The sequence below is a fragment of the Phenylobacterium sp. genome (genome assembly GCF_031181185.1).
In the GTDB taxonomy this organism is placed as follows: domain Bacteria; phylum Pseudomonadota; class Alphaproteobacteria; order Caulobacterales; family Caulobacteraceae; genus Phenylobacterium.
The window spans coordinates 1-20,396 of record NZ_JAPSKZ010000029.1 but is presented as its reverse complement, the minus strand read 5'-3'; the positions used below and the strand labels follow the sequence as shown (position 1 = coordinate 20,396).

The following is a 20,396-nucleotide window of genomic DNA, read 5'->3' as shown; positions in this document are numbered from 1 at the left end:
CTAGGTCCTGCGGCCGGGGCACAATCTTGCTGCAACTGCGCGTCGATTGCGGCATCGCAGCACTAGACGTGCGCGGGTCCGCGGACCTACATGCGGCCCATGCCCGGCAAGACGCTCTACGACAAGATCTGGGACGCCCATGTCGTCGCCGAACAGGACGGCGAGGCGATCCTCTACATCGACCTGCACCTGATCCACGAGGTGACCACGCCGCAGGCGTTCGCCGGCCTTCGCGCCGCGAACCGCCCGGTGCGGCGGCCGGACCGCACCCTCGCCGTGGCCGACCATAACGTCCCGACCGAAGGCCAGGCGCTGGGGGTCGACGCCGTCGCCGACGAGGAGGCGCGCCTCCAGCTCCAGACCCTGGGGCGCAACGTCGCCGAGCACGGCATCGAGTTCTTCCCGATGGGCGACATCCGCAACGGGATCGTCCACGTCGTGGGTCCCGAACAGGGCCGCACCCAGCCGGGGATGACCATCGTCTGCGGGGACAGCCACACCTCGACCCACGGGGCGTTCGGGGCGCTGGCCCACGGCATCGGCACGTCCGAGGTGGAGCACGTCCTTGCCACCCAGACCCTTCGCCAGAAGAAGGCGAAGAACATGCGCGTCCGCATCGAAGGCCAGCCCGCGCCCGGCGTCGGCGCCAAGGACTTCGCGCTCGCCGTCATCGGCGAGATCGGCACGGCCGGCGGCACCGGCTACGTCATCGAATACGCCGGTTCCGCCGTCCGGGCGCTGTCGATGGAAGGCCGCATGACGCTGTGCAACCTGACCATCGAGGGCGGGGCCAAGGCAGGCCTCGTCGCGCCCGACCAGACGACCTTCGACTACCTGCGCGGGCGGCCAGCGGCGCCTAAGGGCGGCGCCTGGGAGATGGCCCTCGACTACTGGAAGACCTTCTTCACGGACGAGGACGCCAGCTTCGACCGCGAGATCGTGCTCGACGCCGCCCAGATCGCGCCCACGGTCACCTGGGGCACCAGCCCCGAGGACGTCGTGCCGGTGACCGCCGCCGTGCCCTCGCCGGAAAGCTTCGCCACGCCCGACAAGCGCGCGTCGGCCGAGCGCGCTCTGGAGTACATGGGCCTTTCCGCCGGCCAGCCGATCACGGAGGCCAAGATCGACGTGGTCTTCATCGGCTCGTGCACCAACAGCCGCATCGAGGACCTGCGCGAAGCCGCCAAGGTGGTCCAGAATGCCTTCCTGAACGGCCGCCTGGTCGCGCCGCATGTCCGCGCCATGGTCGTGCCGGGCTCGGGCCTCGTGAAGGAACAGGCCGAGGCCGAGGGTCTCGACGCCATCTTCAAGGCCGCAGGCTTCGACTGGCGCGAGCCCGGCTGCTCGATGTGCCTCGGCATGAACCCGGACCGGCTGAAGCCCGGCGAGCGCTGCGCGTCCACCTCGAACCGCAACTTCGAGGGCCGCCAGGGCCGCGGCGGCCGCACCCACCTGATGAGCCCTGCCATGGCCGCCGCCGCCGCTATCGCCGGCCACATCGCGGACGTCCGGGACTTCCTGTGATCACCGCCCTGGACCACGTCGCCCTCTGCGTGCGCGACCTGGACGCGGCCCTGGACGGCTATCGCCGCTTGCTGGGCGTCGAGCCCAACTGGATCGGCGGCGACGGCGGGGCGCGGCACGCCTGGTTCCAGTTCCCGAACATGGCGCTGGACGTCATCAGCCCGCACGGCGAGGGCGCCTTCGGCGACCGGATGCGGGCCCACCTCGAGCGCCACGGCGAAGGCGTTTGGGCCACCGCCTTCACCGTCGGTCGGTCCGTGGACGACCTTGCGCCGTTCGCCAAGCTGATGAACCGGCGCGGCTTGCACACCAGCGAGCCGGCGCTCACCCGCTCCACCCATGACGACGGCCGCAAGCGCTACTGGCTGGGCGCGAACCCCCGGCCCGAGGACACTGGCGGGCTTCAAGTGCTGCTGATCGCCCCGCCGCGCGATGGACAGCCGTGGCCTCTGTCGCAGCCGTTGGTCCCCGCGCCGGTCGCCAAGCTGGACCACGTCGTGGTCTACGCCGCCGATGTGAACCGCGCCCTGGCCGTCTACGGCGCCAAGCTCGGCCTCGACCTGCGGCTCGACCGCGAGAACCCGCAGTGGAACGCCCGCCAGCTGTTCTTCCGCGCCGGCGATGCGGTCATCGAGGTAGGGGCGAAGATCGGCGAGCCGGCCTCCGACAAACCCGACCGCTTCGGCGGCCTCGCCTGGCGGGTGGACGACCCCGACGCCGCCCGGGCCCGCATCTCCGCCGCCGGCTTCGACGTCTCCGAGGTCCGCACCGGCCGCAAGCCCGGCACCAAGGTCTTCACCGTCCGCGATGCGCCGGGGGGCGTGCCGACGCTAATGCTCAGCGCCGAACCGGCCCAGAACCGCACACTGGAAACCGCCTGATGGAAGCCTTCACCAAGCTCGATGCCAAGGCCGCGCCGCTGCCGCTGGCCAACATCGACACAGACCAGATCATCCCCAAGCAGTTCCTCAAGACGGTGGAGCGCAAAGGCCTCGCCCGCGGCCTGTTCTACGACTTCCGCTTCGACGAGCAGGGGCGCGAGAAACCCGACTTCGTGCTGAACCGGCCCGAGTACCGGGGCGCGGGCGTGCTGGTCGCCGGCGACAACTTCGGCTGCGGCTCGTCGCGCGAGCACGCCCCCTGGGCGCTGATGGATTTCGGCATTCGGTGCGTGATCTCCACAAGCTTCGCCGACATCTTCTACGGGAACTGCTTCCAGAACGGCCTCTTGCCCGTCGTGCTGAAGGCCGAGGAGGTCCAGCAGCTGATGGACGAGGCGCGCGGCGGCAACCACGTGGTCAGCGTCGACCTCGAGGCCCAGACCGTCACCTCGCCGTCGGGCGCGGTCTTCCGGTTCGACATCGATCCGCAGCGCAAGGACAAGATGCTGCGCGGCCTCGACGCCATCGGCGAGACCCTGCAGGCCAAGGACGACATCGACGTCTACGAGATGAAGCGCGCGCTCGCCCAACCCTGGCTGGAGGGCGCGTGAGCGTCATCGTCGCGGGCACGGTCCGCGTGCCGCCCGAGAACCTCGAGGCCTTCCGGCCGCACATGACCCGCATGTTGGCGGCGAGCCGCGCCGAGGACGGCTGCCTCGTCTATTCCTATGCCCTCGACGTCGAGGATCCGGGCCTGATCCGCGTCTTCGAGGCCTGGCGCGACCGCGCCGCGCTCGAGGCCCACTTCCAGGCGCCGCATCTCTCGGAGTGGCGGGCGAGCTGGCCCGCCTTGGGGGTTTCCGATCGGCGGCTCACGCTCTACGAGGTCGCCGGCGAAACGCCGCTCTAGCTTTCAGGGGATAAGACGTGACCGACCTGCTGCTCCTGCCCGGCGACGGGATCGGGCCGGAAGTGACGCGCGAGGCGCGCCGCGTGGCCGAGGCGCTGGCCCCGGAGCTGAAGATCGCAGAAGGCCCGTTCGGCGGCGCGAGCTACGACGCCCACGGCGTCCCGCTGACCGACGAGACGCTGGGCGCCGCCAAGGCCGCCCGCGCCGTGCTGATGGGCGCCGTCGGCGGTCCCAAGTGGGCGGGCGTTCCCCGCGACAAGCGTCCCGAGGCCGGCCTGCTGGCGCTGCGCGCCGGCATGGGCGTGTTCGCCAACCTGCGGCCGGCGCTCTGCTTCCAGCCGCTCGCCGACGCCTCGACGCTGAAGCGCGAGGTGGTCGAGGGCCTGGACATCATGATTGTCCGCGAGCTGACGGGCGGCATCTACTTCGGCAGTCCGCGCTTCATCGAGGAGCTGCCGGGCGGCGGCAAGCGGGCAGTCGACACCCAGGTCTACACTACCGCCGAGATCGAGCGGGTCAGCCGCATCGCCTTCGAATTGGCGCGGGGGCGTCGCAACAAGGTGACCAGCTGCGAGAAGTCCAATGTGATGGATTCCGGCCTGCTCTGGCGCGAGGTCGTCACCGACCTGCACAAGCGCGAGTTCCCCGACGTCCAGCTCGAGCACATGCTGGCCGACAACGCGGCCATGCAGCTCGTGAAGAACCCGCGCCAGTTCGACGTCATCCTCACGGACAACCTGTTCGGCGACATCCTGTCGGACGAGGCCTCGCAGTTGACGGGCGGCCTGGGCCTGCTGCCGTCCGCGGCGCTCGGCGCGGCCGGAACACCCGGCCTCTACGAACCCATCCACGGCTCGGCGCCCGACATCGCAGGCCGAGGCATCGCCAATCCGCTGGCGGCCATCCTGTCGCTGGAGATGGCCCTGCGCTGGTCCCTGGAGCGGCCCGACCTGGCCGACCGCCTCTACGCCGCCGTCGGCCGCGCGCTCGACAAGGGCGCCCGCACGCCCGATATCGGAGGCTCGCTCACCACGGCCCAGATGGGCGACGCGGTGCTGGCGGAGCTCTAAGCGCGGGGAGCAGCCCATGGCCTACTGGCTCGTGAAGTCGGAGCCCAACACCTACAGCTTCGAGGACCTGCAGCGCGACGGGCGCACCGTCTGGGACGGCGTGCGCAACAACGCCGCCGCCCTGCACCTGAAGACCATGAAGGTGGGCGACGAGGTGCTGTTCTACCACTCGCAGGAAGGCCTGGCGGTCGTGGGCGTCGCCAAGGTGTCGAAGGAGGCCTTCCCAGACGCCAGCGATCCGAGCGGCCGCTTCGTGGCGGTCGAGTTGGAGCCGGTCCGGCCCCTCGCGCGGCCCCTCACCCTCGCCGAAATGAAGGCCGAGCCGGCGCTGTCCGACATGGTCATGCTTCGCCAGTCGCGCCTGTCCGTCTCGCCGGTGAAGCCCGGCGAGTGGGCCGCCATCCAGAAGATGGCCGGCTAGAGCTTCAGGTCCCACCGCTCGCTGGTGAGGCCGAAGCCTCCGAAGTCGCGGTTCGGCCAACTGTCCACCAGCTGGAACCCAGCCTGGGCGTAGATCGCCCGCGCCGCTGTCAGGATGCTCTGGGTCCACAGCGTGATTTCGGCGTAGCCGGCCTGTCGCGCGAACGCGATGCATTCCTCCACCAGCCGCCGGCCGACGCCCAGTCCGCGGGCGCTCGGATCCACCAGCAGCAGCCGCAGCTTGGCGACGTTCCCCTCGCCCTTGGCGAGGAAGATCGAGCCGATGTTGCGGCCGCCCTGCTTGGCGATCCAGCAGCGCTCCCGCGCCGGGTCGAACTCGTCCACGAAGTCGGCGACGATGCGCGCCACCAGCGCCTCGAAGCGATGGTCCCACTGGTATTCGCGGCCATAGATCTCGCCGTGCGCCTGCACCACCCAGCCATAGTCGCCGAGCGCCGGGTCCTCGAGCGTCCAGGGCTCGGGCCCCACGCCGCCCTGCAGCAGTCGCTCCACAGTCCCCAGCGCCGCTGTGAGTTCGGTTCGCTGCGCCGCCGTTAGGTTCGCGATGAGGCCCTCGGCATGCGCGGCCGACCGTTGCTGCAGCACCCCCATCAGTTCCGCGCCGGCTTCGCTGGTCCGGAGCACCACGCTGCGTCCGTCGACGTCGGAGGGTTCGCGCCGCACCAGGCCGTCCCGCTCGAGACGCTTGAGGATACGGCTGAGATAGCCAAGGTCGAGCCCCGTCCGCTCGCCGATCGCCTTGGGCGTCACGCCCGGCGCCGTTGCGATCTCGTACAGCGTCCGTGTCTCGGCCAGCGTGTAGGGGCTGCCCACATGGCCCTTGTCCATCACGCCGATGGCGCGGGTGTAGAACCGGTTGAAGCGGCGGATGACCGCCACCGTGTCATGTGGTGCCGTCATGCGGGAATTGTGGTCCCTCTTTGTTGACGGAGTCAACTATCCTGCTGGGTTACCCATTTTGGGGGAGATCACAACCGGCTGGTTTGGAGCTCGCCTCATAGTGGTGGCTCGGCGCGACTCTCGGAAAGCTCGTGTTAACCGCGTCCCGCCCTACTGGTCCGGTCAGTGGGGCCGCCATTGCGGCTCGGTGCGAGGAGGTCCGGCGCAGTCCTTATGTCGCTCGATCCCACCTCTCGGGCGCGTTTCAATCTCGAACGCGCCGCCGTCATGCTGCTGGACGACACGCCGATGGGAATGTCGATCCTGGTCCAGATCGTCACCGGCCTGGGCGCCAAGACGCTGTACCGCTGCACCACCGTGGAGCAGGCCCAGGAAGTCGCCACCAACTACGAGCTCGACCTCGCCATCGTCGACGGCCTCGCTCCGTCGGGCCAGGGCTATGACTTCGTGCGCTGGATGCGCACCGAGGCGAAGGAGCCCAACTGCTACACGCCGGTGCTGATCACCACCGCCCACACGCCGGCCAGCGACGTGGCCCGCGCCCGCGACTGCGGCGGCCACATCATCATCAAGAAGCCGATCGCGCCGAAGGTGATGCTCGAGCGCATCCTGTGGGTGGCCAAGGAAGGCCGGCCCTTCCTGTTCTCCGGCGGCTACGTCGGCCCGGACCGCCGCTTCCGCAACGACGGTCCGCCCGATGGCGTGGGCCGCCGGCGCGAGGACCTCTCGGCCGAGGCGGCGGCCCAGGCCGAAGCCGAGTCGTCGGACGTGCGGCGCGCTTCATGAGTACGGTTCGCTTCGTCTTTCCGAAGGTGCGCCTCGCCGAGATCATCAAGACCCCCGGAGGCCTTTCCGTCGCCGACGCGCTGGTGCGCGCCCAGGCGGGGCTGGAGACCCTGAAGCCCACCTGCCTGGCCGAGCAGATGGCGCTGCTGGAATACGCGGAGGCCGCTTTCGACCAGTTGGGTGCGAGCTTCGACGACGTGGCTCTGGCCGAGATCTACAGCATTGCGGTGCGCGGCATCGGCACCGGCGCAGTCTGCGGGGCGCCGGCGGTGGATGAGGTCCTGAACAGTCTCTGCGACCTCGTGGATCACCTGCGGACCAGCGGGAGATACGACCGCGACGCCGTGGGCGTGCACGTCCGCGCTTGGCGCCTGCTGCTAAATCCCGCGCTCCCACCCGAGGGCGCCGAGCCGGTGCTGGAGGGCCTGCGCAAGGTCACGGCGCGTTACGCGGCCTAGCTTTCGATCGTCATCTGAGTCTGGGTCACCAGCGCCAGCAGCTTGCCGTCGCCACTGGTGATCCGCGTCTGCCACACACTGGAGCGGCGGCCGACGTGTAGCGGCGTCGCCTCGCCGGTCAGGACGGAGCCCGCCGGCGCGCCGCGGAGGAAGTTGGTCTTGCTCTCGAGCGTGGTCGTGCGCGCGTCAGGGCTCAGGTTCATCACCGCCCCGATCGCGCCCAAGGCGTCGGCGAAGGCCATGAACGCCCCGCCATGCAGGATCCCGCCGGCTGTGCAGAGGTCGTCGCGGACGGTGAGCCGACCCACCACGCGATCCTTCGACCGCTCGACGATCTCGACGCCCATCAGGTCGGAAAACGGCATGCCCGTGCTCATCTGATCCCTTTCTCACTCGCTAACCAGCTTGGCCATTACCTGCCACGTCATGCGGGCGCCGAATTGCGCCAGACATCCGTGAGCCTATCTGATGAGCTGTTGAGGATAGCTCGCCTTGCCTTGCGGAAGGGCAAGGCGTAACGGGACGCTCCCCCAAGTCGTTGGGGGTGTTCCTTTGGAGAATTGAGATGGGTTACCGGGTCGCCGTGGTCGGCGCCACGGGCAACGTGGGCCGCGAAATGCTGAACATCCTCGAGGAAGTGAGCTTCCCCGTGGAGAAGATTCACGCGATCGCGTCGCGCAAATCCATTGGCCAGCTCGTCTCGTTCGGGAACCAGAACGTGCCTTGCGAGGACGTCGAGCAGTTCGACTTCTCGAAGGTCGACGTCGTGCTGATGAGCGTCTCGGGCAGCTTTTCGAAGGAGTGGGCGCCCAAGATCGGCGCCGCCGGCCCCATCGTCATCGACAACTCGTCGGCCTGGCGCATGGACCCCGACGTCCCGCTCGTCGTGCCGGAGGTCAATCCGGACGATGTCGAATGGGCGAACAAGAAGAACATCATCGCCAACCCGAACTGCTCGACCGCTCAGCTGGTCGTGGCCCTGAAGCCGCTGCACGACCGGGCGAAGATCAAGCGCGTGGTGGTGGCGACCTACCAGTCGGTCTCCGGCGCCGGCAAGGAAGGCATGGACGAGCTCTGGGACCAGACCAAGGACGTCTTCGTCCTGGGCGCCCGCGAGCCCAAGAAGTTCCCCAAGCAGATCGCGTTCAACGTGATCCCCTTCATCGGGTCGTTCAACGACGACGGCTACACCGATGAGGAAGCCAAGATGTGGAACGAGACGCACAAGATGATCGACCCGGCCATCAAGCTGACGGTCACCTGCGTGCGTGTGCCGGTGATGGTCGGCCACTCGGAAGCGGTGAACGTCGAGTTCGAAAACCCGCTCGACGAGGACGAGGCCCGCGAGATCCTGCGCGAGGCGCCGGGTCTGGTCGTGATCGATAAGCGCGACTCCACCGGCTACATCACGCCGAAGGAAGCCCAGGGCGAGTTCCCGGTCTACGTCAGCCGCATCCGCAACGACCCCACCGTCGAGCACGGTTTGTCGATGTGGGTGGTGGCCGACAACCTGCGGAAGGGCGCCGCCCTCAACGCGGTCCAGATCGCCGAGCTGCTCCACCAGCGCGGCCTGATCCGCCAGAAGGCGCTGGCCTAGAATGAGCCCGTCGTCGAAAGCGTCGGGCGAATCCCGCCTGGCGCTTTCGGCCGGGATCGCCTGCTATCTCATGTGGGGCTTCGTCCCGCTGGCCTTCCAGGCCATCGGACGTCTTGGCGTGGGCCCGTGGGAGATCCTGGCCCAGCGCATCTTCTGGAGCATCCCGGCCGCCGCGCTTTTCGTGCTGCTGGCGCGGCAGGGCCGCGAGGCGCTGGGCGTGCTGCGCCAGCCCAAGGTGCTGGCCTGGCTCGGCCTCTCGTCGCTGCTGATCGCGCTCAACTGGGTCGTCTTCATCTGGGCGGTGAACTCCGGCCGGCTGCTGGAGACGTCGCTCGGCTACTACATCAATCCTCTCGTCAACATGGCCGCCGGCGCCCTGCTTTTCCGGGAGCGGATCGATCCCATCGGCCGCATCGCTATCGGCTTGGCGCTGATCGGCGTAACGATTCAGGCGCTGGCGCTGGGCCACCTGCCCTGGGTTTCCCTGGTTCTCGCCTTCAGCTTCGGCGGCTACGGCGTCGTGCGCAAACAGGTCGCCGCGCCGGCCCAGACCGGCCTGCTGGTCGAGTGCCTGCTGCTGGGCCTGCCCAGCCTGGCCTACATCCTCTGGATCGAGGCCCAGGGCGTCGGCCACTTCACCGACAGCGCCGCCTCCGTCGCCTGGCTGATCGCCAGCGGGCCTATCACCGCCGTGCCGCTGGTGCTGTTCGCCTGGGCTGCGCGACGCGTGCCGCTGTCGGCGATGGGCTTCCTGCAGTTCATCGCCCCCACCATCAGCTTCGGCTTCGGCCTGGCCCAGGGCGAGGCGTTCACACCGCTCCGGGCTGTCTCGTTCGTTTTCATCTGGATCGGGGCGGCCGTGTTCGCCTACGGCGCCTGGCGCCGCAGCCGGGCGCCGGCGATCAGCCCCGTGGCCGAGGCCCAGGCGGCCGAGTAGGCAGCCGTTTCTCCATCACCAGCAGCGTGAGCGGCGGATCCACCTCGACCGGGAACGGTCGCCGCTCTCCGGTGAGGCGGTACCCGCGACGTTCGTAGTAGGCGATCAACTCGGTCCGGACGGAGACCACCGACAGCTCCATCCGCCGCGCCCCCCACTGCTCCGCGGCCCACCCCTCGGCGGCGGCGATCAGCTGGCGGCCGAGGCCCGCGGCCTGGCGTTCCGGGTCCACGGTCAACAGGCCGAAGTAGCCCGCGTCGTCCGCGATCCGGCTGACCTGGACGCACCCCGCCAGCCGCTCGCCCTCGAATGCCAAAAGAATGGCCTCGCGTGGGTTCTCGACGGCCGCCGAGAGCGTCTCGGCGCTGGTCCTGGGCGTCTCCAGCAGGTCGGCCTCGTGCGTCCAGCCGCCTCGCGCGCTGTCGCCGCGATAGGCGCTCTCCACCAGCCGATGCAGCGCGGGCACGTCGGCCAGGCGGGCCGGACGGAAGCGGATCTCAGCCATCGCGCCCGCTTAGCACCGGCCAAGCTGGGAACAAATGATAAGTCGGAGTCGTTAGGGCCAAGCTTCCACCAAAGAAGGGGCAGATGCCTATGAAACTCCGCACCGTTGCGCTCGCCGCGCTCGCCACCCTGTCGCTCGCCGCTTGCAGCAGCCAGGAAGACAAGGCCGCCGAAGCCAAGGCCGACAACCTGGAACAGCAAGCCGCCGACACCTCGAACGAGGCCCAGGAAAAGGCGCTCAACGCCCAGGCCGACGCCGTCGAGCAACAGGCTGGGGCCGCCGACGCCGGCGCGACGCCTCAGAACACCCCGGACACCAGCCCGTCCAAGTAAGGGCCGGTCTTCGGACCAGAGTTGCGACGCCCCCGACCTTCCGTCGGGGGCGTTTGCGTTCGCATGAAGATCGCCACGTTCAACATCAACGGGATCAACGGCCGCCTGCCGGTGCTGCTGCGCTGGCTCGAGGAGTCCCGCCCCGATGTCGTCTGCCTGCAGGAGCTGAAGGCGCCCGACGAGCGGTTCCCGCTGCAGGCGCTCGAACAGGCCGGCTACGGCGCCATCTGGAAGGGGCAGAAGAGCTGGAACGGCGTGGCCATCCTGGCCCGCGGCGGTCAGCCAGTGGAGATCCGGCGCGCCTTGCCGGGCGAGCCTGAGGACATCCAGAGCCGCTACCTCGAGGCCGCGGTCCACGGCCTGCTGGTCGGCTGCCTCTACCTGCCGAACGGCAATCCCGCGCCCGGGCCAAAGTTCGACTACAAGCTGCGCTGGTTCGAGCGGCTGACGGCGCACGCCCAAGGGCTGATCGACCAGCAGGTCCCCGCCCTGCTCGTCGGGGACTTCAACGTCATGCCCACAGACCTCGACGTCTACAAGCCCGAGCGCTGGCTGGACGACGCCCTCTTCCGGCCCGAGGTGCGAGAGGCCTACGCTCGGCTCCTCGCCCAGGGCTGGACCGACGCGCTTCGGCGCGTGAATCCCGACGAGCGGATCTACACCTTCTGGGACTACTTCCGGAACGCCTGGGGCCGAAACGCTGGCCTGCGCATCGACCACCTGCTGCTGAGCCCGCCGGTCGCGCCGCGGCTCAAGGCGGCCGGCGTCGATACCTATGCGCGCGGGTGGGACAAGCCCAGCGACCACGCGCCCACCTGGATCGAACTCGACGGCTAAACCAGGGTCAGTCCGGCCTTGGTGAGCGGCAAGGTTCGCAGCCGCCTGCCGGTCGCGGCGCAGATGGCGTTGGCGAGGGCAGGCATCAGCGGGGGCGTCATCGGCTCGCCCGCCCCTCCGACGGGCGCGTCGGGCGATTCCAGGATGTCGATCTGCATCCGTGGCGCCTGGGCCAGCCGCATGAGCGGGTAGTCGTGGAAGTTGCTCTCCACCACGCGGCCGCCGCGGAGATTGATTTCGCCCGTCGCCGCGGAGGTCAGCGCCATCAGGATCGAGCCCTCGCCCTGCTGACGGATCGCGTCCGGATGGGCAGCGGTGCCGGGATCGAAGGCGCACCAGACCTGCTCTACCTTCACCTTGCCGTCCGCGACGTGCGCCTCGACCACCTGGGCGCAGACGCTCGAGAACGAACTCCAGACCGCCAGCCCCAGCCCGCGGCCGGGCTCCATGCGCCGGCCCCAGCCAGCGGCCTTGGCGGCATGCTCCATCACCCGCACGGCGCGCGGCGCATGCGCCAACAGCGGCCGGCGGAACGCGATCGGATCGATCCCCGTCTCGTGCGCCAGCTCGTCCAGGAAGCACTCCACCGCGAAGGCGTTGCCGGTGTGCAGCACCGATCGCCAGGGGCCGCCCGGCACCGGCGAGTTCACGTAGGCGCCCGCCATGCACATGGCCGGACCGGCGTACTGGATCAGGTCGTGCGGCGGGCCGGCGACCATGCCGCTGGTGTAGTCGGCGTTGTTGTTCGCCCCGACGATCTTCAACGCGGTAAGACGGCCCTGGCGGTCCAGCCCGGCGGTCAGGCGCTGGAAGCCGGCGGGCCGGTACCAATCCTGGCGGATGTCCTCCTCGCGTGACCAGATCAACTTGACCGGCGCGCCCATCTCCCGCGCCGCCCACACCGCCTGCAGGCCGTAGTCATTCTTGTAGCGCCGGCCGAAGGAGCCGCCGCTGAACAGCGTATGCGCCTCGATACGGTCCACCTCGACGCCCAGCAGCGTAGCCGCCAGCAGCCGCAGCCCACTGGTGTTCTGAAAGCCGCCCCAGGCCTCGGCGCCGCCGTCCGGCTTGATCCGCGCCGCGGCCGACAGAGGCTCCATGGGCGCGTGCGCCAGCAGGGGCGCGACATAGTCCTGCTCGAACCGGCGATCGGCCACGGATAGAGCGGCCTCGGCCTTGGCCGCCAGCGAGGCCTGCAGGGCCTCCCGCTCGCCAGGCGCAAAGGCGCCGCGCGGCGTCGCCGTCACCGCCTTGCTCAACGCTTGGGTCTTCAGCTGGAAGAGCAGGCCGTCGGTGTCCGGCGCGGCGGCGTCCTCCTCCCAGACGGGCGAGAGCGCCTCCAGGCCCTTCTTCGCCGCCCAGAAGCCGTCGGCGACGACGACCACGGCGTCGGGCAGCAGATAGGGTCGCGGCTGGCCGGGGACCTGGAGCGAGAAGTCGCGCATCTCCAGCACGCGGCGCACGCCGGGGATCGCCAGAGCCGGAGCATGGTCCACTGACTTGAGCTTTGCGCCGAACTGCGGAGCCTGCTGAAGCGTGGCCGTGAGCAGACCGGCCAGGCGCACGTCGATGGCGTACACCGCCGACCCGTCCACCTTCGGCGGCAGGTCCTTGCGCTGGGCCTCACTGCCGATCAGCGACCACTCGGACCTGGGCTTCAACGGCGGGTCCTGCGGAACCCGCCGCTTCGCAGCCGCCTCGGCCAGGGCGCCGAAACCCACCGTGCGGCCGGTCGGCGTATGCACGACCGCCCCGCCCCGCGCGGCGCAGTCCGCCGCCGGAACCTTCCAGCGCTCGGCGGCCTCCTCGATCAGCATCACACGCGCCGCCGCGCCCACGCGGCGCAGCTTGCCGTACATCTCCCGGACCGAGCTGCTGCCGCCGGTGCCGTACCCCGGCGAGAAGATCCCGTAGACGGGCAGCGGCGGCGCCTGCTCGACGCGGATCGCCTCCCACGCTAGGTTCAGCTCCTCGGCCAGCAGCCGCGCGTGCACGCACCAGGCGCCCTGCCCCATCTCCTGCACCGAAGTGTAGAGCGTCACCGTCCCGTCCGGAGAGATACGCACCCAATCGCTGAGCGTCGCCGTTGCGCCAGGCCCCGCCAGGGCCCCGTCGGCGCCCAGGCCCAAGGTCAGTCCCGCGCCGCCCAGTCCGGCCAGAACGCCCCGCCGCGAAAGCCCCGCAGCCATCTCAGCGGCCTCCCGCCAGCCGCTCGGCGGCCGCGTGGATCGCCGCGCGGACCCGCGGGTAGGTCCCGCAGCGGCAGAGGTTGGTCATCGCCGCGTCGATATCGGCGTCGGTCGGGCGCGGGTTTGTCCGCAGCAGCGCCGCGGCCGCCATGATCATCCCCGACTGGCAGTAGCCACACTGGGGCACGTTGTGGGCCAGCCAGGCGGCCTGCACCGAGTGCGCGCCACCCTCGCCGAGCCCCTCGATCGTTGTGACCTTCGCCCCCTCCAGCGCTCCCACGGGCGCCGCACAGCTGCGCACCGGCTCGCCCGCCACATGCACGGTGCAGGCGCCGCACGCGCCAACGCCGCAGCCGTACTTCGTCCCCGTCAGCCCCAACTCGTCCCGCAGCACCCAGAGCAGAGGCGTGTCGGGGGTGGAGCGGGCCGAGACGGCGCGCCCATTGACGGTCAGGCGGGTAGGCATTCGGGACTCCGGCGGCGAGGCCGCAGCCTAGAAAGCGGCGCCGTCAGGCCACAAGGCGCAGCCCGGGTGTTCGTCGCAGAAAGGGCCGAACTCGTCGCAGACCAGCCTCTACGCGACCGCCGACTGGTCGGCTGCCGCCTCGCTCCCGTCCAGCGCACCCTGCAGCGCGGCGTACAGCGTCGCGATCTGGATCGGCTTCGGCACGAACCCGTCCATGCCGGCGGCATGATAGGCCTGCACCTGGTGCGACATGGCGTTGGCGGTCAGCGCGATGATCGGGGTACGCGCGCGGCCGGTGACGATCTCTCGGGCGCGGATCGCGGCGGTGGCCGCCAGCCCGTCCATCTCCGGCATCTGGACGTCCATCAGGATCACGTCCCACTCGCCGGTCTCCCAGGCCTCCAGCGCCGCCTTGCCGTCTTCGACGATGTGCGGATCGACGCCCAGCTGGTGCAGCAGGGTCTTTAGCACCAGCTGGTTCACGGCATTGTCCTCGGCGGCCAGCACGCGCAGCTCCAGGGCGCTGGCTTCCTCCTCCACCGGCGGCGCGGGCGCCGGGGCGCTCTCGTCGCCGATCCGTTCCAGCGGGATGGTCAGGGTGAAGGTGGAGCCGCGGCCCGGCTCGCTGGCGACGGACATGCTGCCGCCCATCAGCTGCGCCAGTTCGCGACAGATCGCGAGCCCGAGACCCGTGCCGCCGAACCGCCGGGTCGTCGAGGAGTCCAGCTGGTCGAACTTGCCGAACAGCTTGGGCAGGCTGTCGGGCGCGATCCCAGGTCCGGTGTCGGTGACCGTCAGGGAAAGGCTGCCGTACTTGTAGGCGGCCGTGACCCGCACCTCCCCCGCCTCGGTGAACTTCAGCGCGTTGGAGATCAGGTTGTAGAGCACCTGCCGGATGCGGCTGGGATCGCCCCGGTAGCGGCCGAGCGCCTCGCGCGTGTCGAGGGCGAATGAAAGGCCCTTCTTGTTGGCGATGGCCGTAAACGCGGAATAGGCGCCCCGGGCGAGTTCGCTCAGGTCGAAGTCGACGATCTCGAGCTCCAGCTTGCCCGCTTCGATCTTCGAGAGGTCCAGGATGTCGTTGAGGATCGCCAGCAGGCTCTCGCCCGACTGGCGGATGACGCCCAGCCGCTCGCGCTGGCGCTCGGTCAGGCTCTCACCCGCCATGGCCTGGGCCATGCCCAACACGCCGTTCAACGGCGTGCGGATCTCGTGGCTCATGGTCGCCAGGAACGCGCTCTTGGCGGCATTGGCGGCCTCCGCCTGCGCCTGGGCGGCGCTGAGACGCCGTGTCGCGCGGACCTGAAGGGCGAACGCCACACCCGCGCCCGCCACCAGCAGCAGGCCCAGCAGCATCACCCAGCGCTGCGCCTCCACCGCCCGTTTGCGCAGCGTGGCTTCGTGCTTGGCGTTGGCGAGCTGGCTCTGCAGGGCGCCGGTGATCTGTCGCACGCCGCCGTAGATCTCCTGCGCGTTTTCCACGCGCCGCGCCCGCTCGTAGGCGCGCAGCTTCTCGAAGGCCTCGGCCGCGCGGCCTTCGCCAGCCAGGATCTCGGCTTCGACCTCGGGGACGCGCACGAAGGCCACGTCCTTGAACCGGCCTGCGGCCCGAAGGTCGACGAGGCGTCCGAGGTCGCGGCGGGCGGCGGCGACGTCGCCCGCGCGGGCGCGGGCGATGGCGCGCATCGGAAGCAGGCGTGGGGCCAGGAACTCGGCGCCCGTAAGCTGATCGCCAACCGGGTCGAGACACGTCAGCACCTCGCGCGGTCCCTCGAACGCCTCGGCGTACAGGCCGCAGAAATAGGCGTCCCAGCCGCGGAGGCTCGGCAGGTTGCCGCGCGTGGAAAGCTCGCGGTGGACGCTCTTGAACTCGCGCGCCGCCGCTTCGTCCCCCAGCCGCACCGCCAGCACGCCGAGATTGTAGACGGCATCGAAGTCGGGCTTCGGATAGGCCGCGTCGCCGTACTCGAACTGCGCCTTCTGGAAAGCGCGGGCGCTGCCGTCGAGGTCGTTCAGGCTCATGAGGGACAGGCCGATGGCCTCCCACACGAACCACGCCGCGGGCTTGGCGTCGGCGTCGTTCCACTCGATCAGGCTTTCGGCCTGGTACAGCCGCTTCAACGCTTCGCCGGTCTCCTGCCGGTCCCGCAGCACGCGGGTCCAGATCGCCTCGGCGTGGGCGCGCGCGAACCAGTCGGTCTCGCGCTTCATCAGCCGCTCCAGCTCGGCGACCGCCGCTCCATCGCCCTGATCGATGCGGCGAGCCAGTACGTTCAACTGCGCGACGCGCTGGTAGCGCTCGTCGCGCTGGGCGCGAGCGTTGCGGGCCAGCAGGTCGTTGTACCGCTCGAACAGGTCGAGCTCGAGCTGATTGCGGTAGACCGTCGCGACGTAATGCAGACGCCGAAGGCCTTCACGGTCGCCACGTCGGGCGGCCGCGTCCCCGAACCGGCGCAGCTCCTCGAAGCTCGTCGCCATGGCCCGCTTCTCGATGGCCTTGGCCAAGTGGGCGGCGGTCACATCCTCGGCCTGCGCCTGCACCGCGGCCACCGACACGATGATGAAAGCCGCGGCGACCAGCGCGCTAACGACACCCCGCATGCGAACCCCTGAACTCGTACCCAGCACGTGCGAAGACCATCGCCGTCACAACCGTTACAGCTCTCTTACGGCGGGCGCCGAGAGGGTGTCGCAGGCGCTCACAGCCCGTCTTTTCGGCACGCCTGCCCGGTCCTGCGGCGCCGGATGAGGGGAACAGGCTCGCACGCGCGGCGGTTTGGACCGCGCCGGCGACGGCGTTCGTCGGCTTGGGGCGGAACGTGCTCCCGCCGCATTTCCCGTCCTTGATGGGTCTCGATCCAAGCCAAGAAGGAGATGCGCATGAGCCAAATCCACTATGGCGTGGTGAAGCAGGACGATGGCTGGGCGATCATCGGCGCGAACCTGCGTTTCGGCGCCTATGCCCGCCGCAGCAGCGCCGTGCGGGCCGCCAAGCGGCTGGCGCAAACATGCGGCGGGTTGCCCGTCGACCTGCACGTGCAGGACGACAGCGGCGAACTGCTGCCGCCCAGGCGCGTCGCGCCGTAGGCGGCGGCCTATACTGATCGCCAAGGTTGTGTTTCCCTCCGGCGGACGGAGGGCGGCCAGATGGCGAGCCGGTTCCAGGGTAAGCTCTATCTCGTTCTGCTGGAGCGGCGGGACGGGCCCTCGCTACGGAGCGGCCGCTCGCTCTGGGGTCTGCAGAGGCCGCTCGCCTATACCACCGGCGACCGGCTGCGTGAGACGATCACGGTGCCGGCGGGTTTCGTGACCGACCTGGCCTCGATCCCGCGGCTGGTGTGGTCCTTCTACCCGCCGGATGGGCCTTGGGTGAAGGCCGCGGTGATCCACGACTTCCTCTACTACACCCAAGGCGACGGGATCTGGGGCAGGACCGTCGGCGTGCCCCCTGGCCGCACGTACACCCGGCGCCAGGCCGACGCCATCTTCGCCGAGGCGATGGCCGACCTCGGCATTGGACGGTGGGGCCGCTTCGTCATCTGGGCCGCGGTGCGCCTGGGCGGCGGGATCGGCTGGGCCCGCAAGCACACCGTCGCCCGGCCCCACCCCTCGCCCGCCAGTCTGCAGCCGCAGGGCCCCCCGCCCTCCTCGAAGCCGCGGGGTTAGTCACAGGTCGTCACAGGCTGCAGTAGGCGGCCTCGATCAGGCGCCGCGGCCTAAGGTCGCCCATCAGCGCCGTCCCCTGCTTGTTCATGACGTAGCCGCCGCCCAGCTTCCGCTCAGGGTCCGCGAAGGCGCACGAGCCGCCCCAGCCCGAATGCCCGAACGTCTGCTCGCCCGGACCCCACGGATGGTTCGGCGGGTTGCGCATGAAACCCGCGCCCCAGCTCATCTCGAAGGGCAGCACCAGGTCTTGGCCACGGATGCGCTCGCGCGTTGCCTCGGCGATCAGGGCGGGCGAGAGGATCTGCTCCCCGTCCAGCCAGCCGTCGTTGGCCAGGGCGCCCATCAGCCGCGCAAGCGAGTGCGCCGTCGCATAGCCGTTCGCCGACGGCACCTGCGTCTTGCGCCACTCCGCGGCCGGGATGCCGCTCACCGAGGCCCAGGGCGTCAGGAAAGCGGCGCGGGTGACGTCGTTGACCTCGCCGAAGTCCGGCAAGGCGCTGGGCCGCTGCAGTTCGGCGAGGCGGCCGAACTCGCTTTCGGGCAGGCCGATCCACAGATCCAGCCCGAAGGGCTCGTGGAAATCCTCGCGCAGGGCGTCGCCCATCATTCGGCCGTCCAGCCGGCGGAACACCTCGCCGGCGAGGAAGCCAAAGGTGATCGGGTGATAGCCGCTGGCGCTTCCCGGCGGCCACATCGGCGCCATGGCGGCCAGCTTTTCGACGATAGCGTCCCAGTTCGCCCAGAGGCTGGGCTCCATCGGCTCGGGGAAGCCGGAAAGGCCGGCCTGATGGGACAGCGCCTGCTCGACCGTGATGGCGGCCTTTCCGCCCTGCGCGAACTCCGGCCAGACCTCGGCCATTCGCCGGGCGTAGTCGAGCTTGCCGGCGTCCACGAGACGCGCGACCAGTAGCGCCGCGAGCGCCTTCGTCGTCGAGAAGATGCAGGTCAGCGTCTGGTCGTCGAACGGGCGGGTCCGCTTGCGGTCGGCGTGGCCGGCCCATAGGTCCAGCACTACCTCGCCCGCTTCGACCAGGGTGAAGCGGGCGCCTAGTTCCTCGCCGGAAGCGAAGTTCTCCGCGAAGGCGTCCTTCACGCCCGAGAAGCGCGCTGGCGCGAACCCCGAGATCTCCACCATCAGACCGTCGCCCTTTCCGAGAAGTCGGTGCTGCCGTCGTCCTGAACCTGGCTCCGGATCACCGCCGTCACCCGGGCGGCCGAGGGACCCTCGCGGCAGGCCTGCTCCAGGGCGGCGAGCGCCTCTTCGGGTCCGACCGCCAGCAGCTCGACCGCGCCGTCCCGCCGGTTGCGCACCCAGCCGCGCAGGCCCTGCGCCCGAGCCTGGCCGATCGCCCACCAGCGATAGCCCACGCCCTGCACGCGCCCTTCGATCCGGAAGAGGGCCGCCGTCTCCGCCATGGCGTGCGCATGCGCCGAAGCCGACGTGAAATCAACCACGGACACGAGATCCTTCAGGATCAAAGCATCTGCTAGAGCCGATGCGTACGGACCTCGGCGCGGGGATTCACCAGGCGGTCGGCCAGCGCCACGATCGGCAGCTCGGGCGCCTTCCACTCCAGCGTCGCCTGGACGGTCTCGGCCGCGGCGCGGGCGGCGCGACGCGCGGCCTCGAGCGGCGGCATCCCTTCGACCAAGCCGGCGCCGAAGCTGGCCGTCACCAGGTCGCCGGTCCCGTTCGGCATCCGGTCCACCCGTGGGTGGGCGAACAGGGTCGCCTCATCCTGCGTGACGAACAGCAGCCCGATCTCGCCTTCGGCGGCGGGAACCGAGGTCACGAGCGCCGAGCGGCCCAGCGCGCGCGCGGCCTCACAGGCCTCTGTGGCGTTGCGCACCGGCCGCCCCGCCAACGACGCCAATTCCCAGAGGTTCGGGGTGATCCAATCGGCCTGGGGGACGAGGCGCCGCGCCAGCGCCTCGGCGACATCCGGCCTCACGTACAGCCCCTTGGGCTCGTCGCCGAGGATGGGATCGACGACCACCACCGGCCGGTCCGCGTAGGCGCCGTCGCGGTTGGCGGCGCGCACCCGCTCCAGCACGCCTGCGGCTATCTCCACCTGTTCGGGCAGCGAGAAGTGGCCGGTGACCACCAGGTCCACCAGACCGAACAGCGCGTCGGCTTCGATGTCGGCCAGCATGCGCGCCAGAACCTCGGGCGCGGTCACCTCGCCCAGCCCGCCCTTGGCGGGGCTGCGGCCGAACATCGCCGTCGGCGCCAGCACCGGATCGATCTTGTGCGCCGCCAGGACGTACTGCTGCGCGCCACCGCCGATACGGCTGGCCGCCACGAACGAGGAAAGAACAAGGGCGAGGGGCATGACGCGCTCTAGCCGCGCGAAGGCTTACGTCTGCTTACCGACACAAAATTTTCCGATCCCCGGGGCGCCCCACCCACCTCATATAGGAAGGGCCTCGCGGCGTTCGCCGGAGGCCCTTCGTCAGCGCGACGCGGAACTCGCAGTTAGTACCGATAATGTTCGGGCTTGAACGGGCCCTCCGGCGTCACGCCGATGTAGTCCGCTTGGTCCTTGGTGAGCTTGGTCAGCTTCGCGCCCAGCTTCTCGAGGTGGAGCATGGCCACCTTCTCGTCGAGGTGCTTGGGCAGGGTGTAGACGCGGTTCTCGTACTTGGCGCCGTTGGTCCACAGTTCGATCTGGGCCAGCGTCTGGTTGGTGAACGACGCCGACATCACGAAGCTCGGGTGGCCCGTGGCGTTGCCCAGGTTCACCAGTCGGCCTTCCGACAGCACGATGATCTTCTTGCCGTCCGGGAACTCCACGTGGTGGACCTGCGGCTTGATCTCGTCCCACTTGAAGTTGCGCAGGGCCGCGATCTGGATCTCGGAGTCGAAGTGGCCGATGTTCGCCACGATCGCGTTGTTC

General features: G+C 69.9%; 24 protein-coding genes. 14 read left to right on the top strand and 10 right to left on the bottom strand.

Annotated elements, in window-relative coordinates; all coding sequences use genetic code 11:
• The first annotated feature begins 99 nt into the window (after positions 1-99).
• Genes leuC through RIF93_RS05545 form a run of 6 tightly spaced genes read left to right on the top strand, consistent with a single transcriptional unit; the run spans position 100 to position 4,806 of the window.
• On the top strand, positions 100-1,524 hold the full coding sequence (gene leuC / locus RIF93_RS05570; RefSeq protein ID WP_309089261.1) for a 3-isopropylmalate dehydratase large subunit: 1,425 nt from the start codon (positions 100-102) through the stop codon (positions 1,522-1,524).
• On the top strand, positions 1,521-2,405 hold the full coding sequence (locus RIF93_RS05565; protein ID WP_309089260.1) for a VOC family protein: 885 nt from the start codon (positions 1,521-1,523) through the stop codon (positions 2,403-2,405). Before leuC ends, RIF93_RS05565 begins: the two co-directional genes overlap by 4 nt.
• Positions 2,405-3,016, top strand: a complete 612-nt coding sequence (gene leuD, locus RIF93_RS05560) for a 3-isopropylmalate dehydratase small subunit (protein ID WP_309089259.1) — start codon at positions 2,405-2,407, stop codon at positions 3,014-3,016. Before RIF93_RS05565 ends, leuD begins: the two co-directional genes overlap by 1 nt.
• Positions 3,013-3,315 (top strand): putative quinol monooxygenase, encoded by a 303-nt coding sequence (locus RIF93_RS05555; protein WP_309089257.1) that lies wholly within the window; start codon positions 3,013-3,015, stop codon positions 3,313-3,315. Before leuD ends, RIF93_RS05555 begins: the two co-directional genes overlap by 4 nt.
• A 17-nt stretch (positions 3,316-3,332) precedes the next feature.
• On the top strand, positions 3,333-4,385 hold the full coding sequence (leuB, locus tag RIF93_RS05550) for a 3-isopropylmalate dehydrogenase (RefSeq protein ID WP_309089255.1): 1,053 nt from the start codon (positions 3,333-3,335) through the stop codon (positions 4,383-4,385).
• 16 nt (positions 4,386-4,401) lie between these two features.
• Entirely contained in the window at positions 4,402-4,806 is a 405-nt protein-coding gene (locus RIF93_RS05545; protein WP_309089253.1) for an EVE domain-containing protein, read from the top strand.
• Here RIF93_RS05545 and RIF93_RS05540 read toward each other — a convergent pair.
• Positions 4,803-5,726, bottom strand: coding sequence for a bifunctional helix-turn-helix transcriptional regulator/GNAT family N-acetyltransferase (locus RIF93_RS05540; RefSeq protein ID WP_309089252.1), 924 nt, complete (start codon positions 5,724-5,726; stop codon positions 4,803-4,805). The genes RIF93_RS05545 and RIF93_RS05540 overlap by 4 nt on opposite strands.
• A 213-nt stretch (positions 5,727-5,939) precedes the next feature.
• Between RIF93_RS05540 and RIF93_RS05535 the strand changes: the two genes are divergently transcribed.
• Complete coding sequence (locus tag RIF93_RS05535) at positions 5,940-6,512, top strand: response regulator (protein ID WP_309089250.1); 573 nt, start codon at positions 5,940-5,942, stop codon at positions 6,510-6,512.
• On the top strand, positions 6,509-6,970 hold the full coding sequence (locus RIF93_RS05530; RefSeq protein ID WP_309089248.1) for a hypothetical protein: 462 nt from the start codon (positions 6,509-6,511) through the stop codon (positions 6,968-6,970). The genes RIF93_RS05535 and RIF93_RS05530 overlap by 4 nt, the downstream gene beginning before the upstream one ends.
• Here RIF93_RS05530 and RIF93_RS05525 read toward each other — a convergent pair.
• The gene (locus RIF93_RS05525) at positions 6,967-7,347 is read right to left on the bottom strand and encodes a PaaI family thioesterase (RefSeq protein WP_309089246.1); all 381 of its coding nucleotides are present in this window, start codon (positions 7,345-7,347) and stop codon (positions 6,967-6,969) included. The genes RIF93_RS05530 and RIF93_RS05525 overlap by 4 nt on opposite strands.
• Positions 7,348-7,535: 188 nt before the next feature.
• Between RIF93_RS05525 and RIF93_RS05520 the strand changes: the two genes are divergently transcribed.
• Positions 7,536-8,567, top strand: a complete 1,032-nt coding sequence (locus tag RIF93_RS05520) for an aspartate-semialdehyde dehydrogenase (RefSeq protein ID WP_309089244.1) — start codon at positions 7,536-7,538, stop codon at positions 8,565-8,567.
• 1 nt (position 8,568) lies between these two features.
• Entirely contained in the window at positions 8,569-9,504 is a 936-nt protein-coding gene (rarD, locus tag RIF93_RS05515) for an EamA family transporter RarD (protein WP_309089242.1), read from the top strand.
• On the opposite strand, the gene RIF93_RS05510 is transcribed toward rarD, so the two are convergent.
• Entirely contained in the window at positions 9,470-10,009 is a 540-nt protein-coding gene (locus RIF93_RS05510; RefSeq protein ID WP_309089240.1) for a GNAT family N-acetyltransferase, read from the bottom strand. The genes rarD and RIF93_RS05510 overlap by 35 nt on opposite strands.
• Before the next feature lie 89 nt (positions 10,010-10,098).
• On the opposite strand from RIF93_RS05510, the gene RIF93_RS05505 reads away from it, so the two are divergent.
• On the top strand, positions 10,099-10,341 hold the full coding sequence (locus RIF93_RS05505; protein WP_309089239.1) for a hypothetical protein: 243 nt from the start codon (positions 10,099-10,101) through the stop codon (positions 10,339-10,341).
• 63 nt (positions 10,342-10,404) lie between these two features.
• On the top strand, positions 10,405-11,178 hold the full coding sequence (gene xth / locus RIF93_RS05500; protein WP_309089237.1) for an exodeoxyribonuclease III: 774 nt from the start codon (positions 10,405-10,407) through the stop codon (positions 11,176-11,178).
• On the opposite strand, the gene RIF93_RS05495 is transcribed toward xth, so the two are convergent.
• From RIF93_RS05495 to RIF93_RS05485, 3 genes are all read right to left on the bottom strand, one after another.
• Positions 11,175-13,367, bottom strand: coding sequence for a molybdopterin cofactor-binding domain-containing protein (locus tag RIF93_RS05495; RefSeq protein WP_309089235.1), 2,193 nt, complete (start codon positions 13,365-13,367; stop codon positions 11,175-11,177). The two genes, xth and RIF93_RS05495, sit on opposite strands and share 4 nt — an antisense overlap.
• 1 nt (position 13,368) lies before the next feature.
• Entirely contained in the window at positions 13,369-13,833 is a 465-nt protein-coding gene (locus RIF93_RS05490) for a 2Fe-2S iron-sulfur cluster-binding protein (protein WP_309089233.1), read from the bottom strand.
• Positions 13,834-13,941: 108 nt separating this feature from the next.
• Positions 13,942-16,434, bottom strand: coding sequence for an ATP-binding protein (locus tag RIF93_RS05485; protein ID WP_309089231.1), 2,493 nt, complete (start codon positions 16,432-16,434; stop codon positions 13,942-13,944).
• A gap of 279 nt (positions 16,435-16,713) precedes the next feature.
• Here RIF93_RS05485 and RIF93_RS05480 point away from each other — a divergent pair, with 279 nt between their 5' ends.
• Positions 16,714-16,920: a hypothetical protein gene (locus RIF93_RS05480; RefSeq protein ID WP_309089229.1), complete on the top strand. Its 207-nt coding sequence runs from the start codon at positions 16,714-16,716 to the stop codon at positions 16,918-16,920.
• Positions 16,921-16,980: 60 nt separating this feature from the next.
• The gene (locus RIF93_RS05475; RefSeq protein ID WP_309089227.1) at positions 16,981-17,499 is read left to right on the top strand and encodes a DUF1353 domain-containing protein; all 519 of its coding nucleotides are present in this window, start codon (positions 16,981-16,983) and stop codon (positions 17,497-17,499) included.
• A gap of 10 nt (positions 17,500-17,509) precedes the next feature.
• Here the strand turns inward: RIF93_RS05475 and RIF93_RS05470 are convergent, their stop codons facing one another.
• From RIF93_RS05470 to RIF93_RS05455, 4 genes are all read right to left on the bottom strand, one after another.
• Positions 17,510-18,634, bottom strand: coding sequence for a serine hydrolase domain-containing protein (locus RIF93_RS05470; protein WP_309089225.1), 1,125 nt, complete (start codon positions 18,632-18,634; stop codon positions 17,510-17,512).
• The gene (locus tag RIF93_RS05465; RefSeq protein ID WP_309089223.1) at positions 18,634-18,954 is read right to left on the bottom strand and encodes an acylphosphatase; all 321 of its coding nucleotides are present in this window, start codon (positions 18,952-18,954) and stop codon (positions 18,634-18,636) included. Before RIF93_RS05465 ends, RIF93_RS05470 begins: the two co-directional genes overlap by 1 nt.
• Positions 18,955-18,986: 32 nt before the next feature.
• Positions 18,987-19,832, bottom strand: coding sequence for a PfkB family carbohydrate kinase (locus RIF93_RS05460; protein WP_309089221.1), 846 nt, complete (start codon positions 19,830-19,832; stop codon positions 18,987-18,989).
• 143 nt (positions 19,833-19,975) lie between these two features.
• On the bottom strand, positions 19,976-20,396 hold a 421-nt coding region (locus RIF93_RS05455; protein WP_309089219.1), incomplete at its 5' end, for an adenosylhomocysteinase.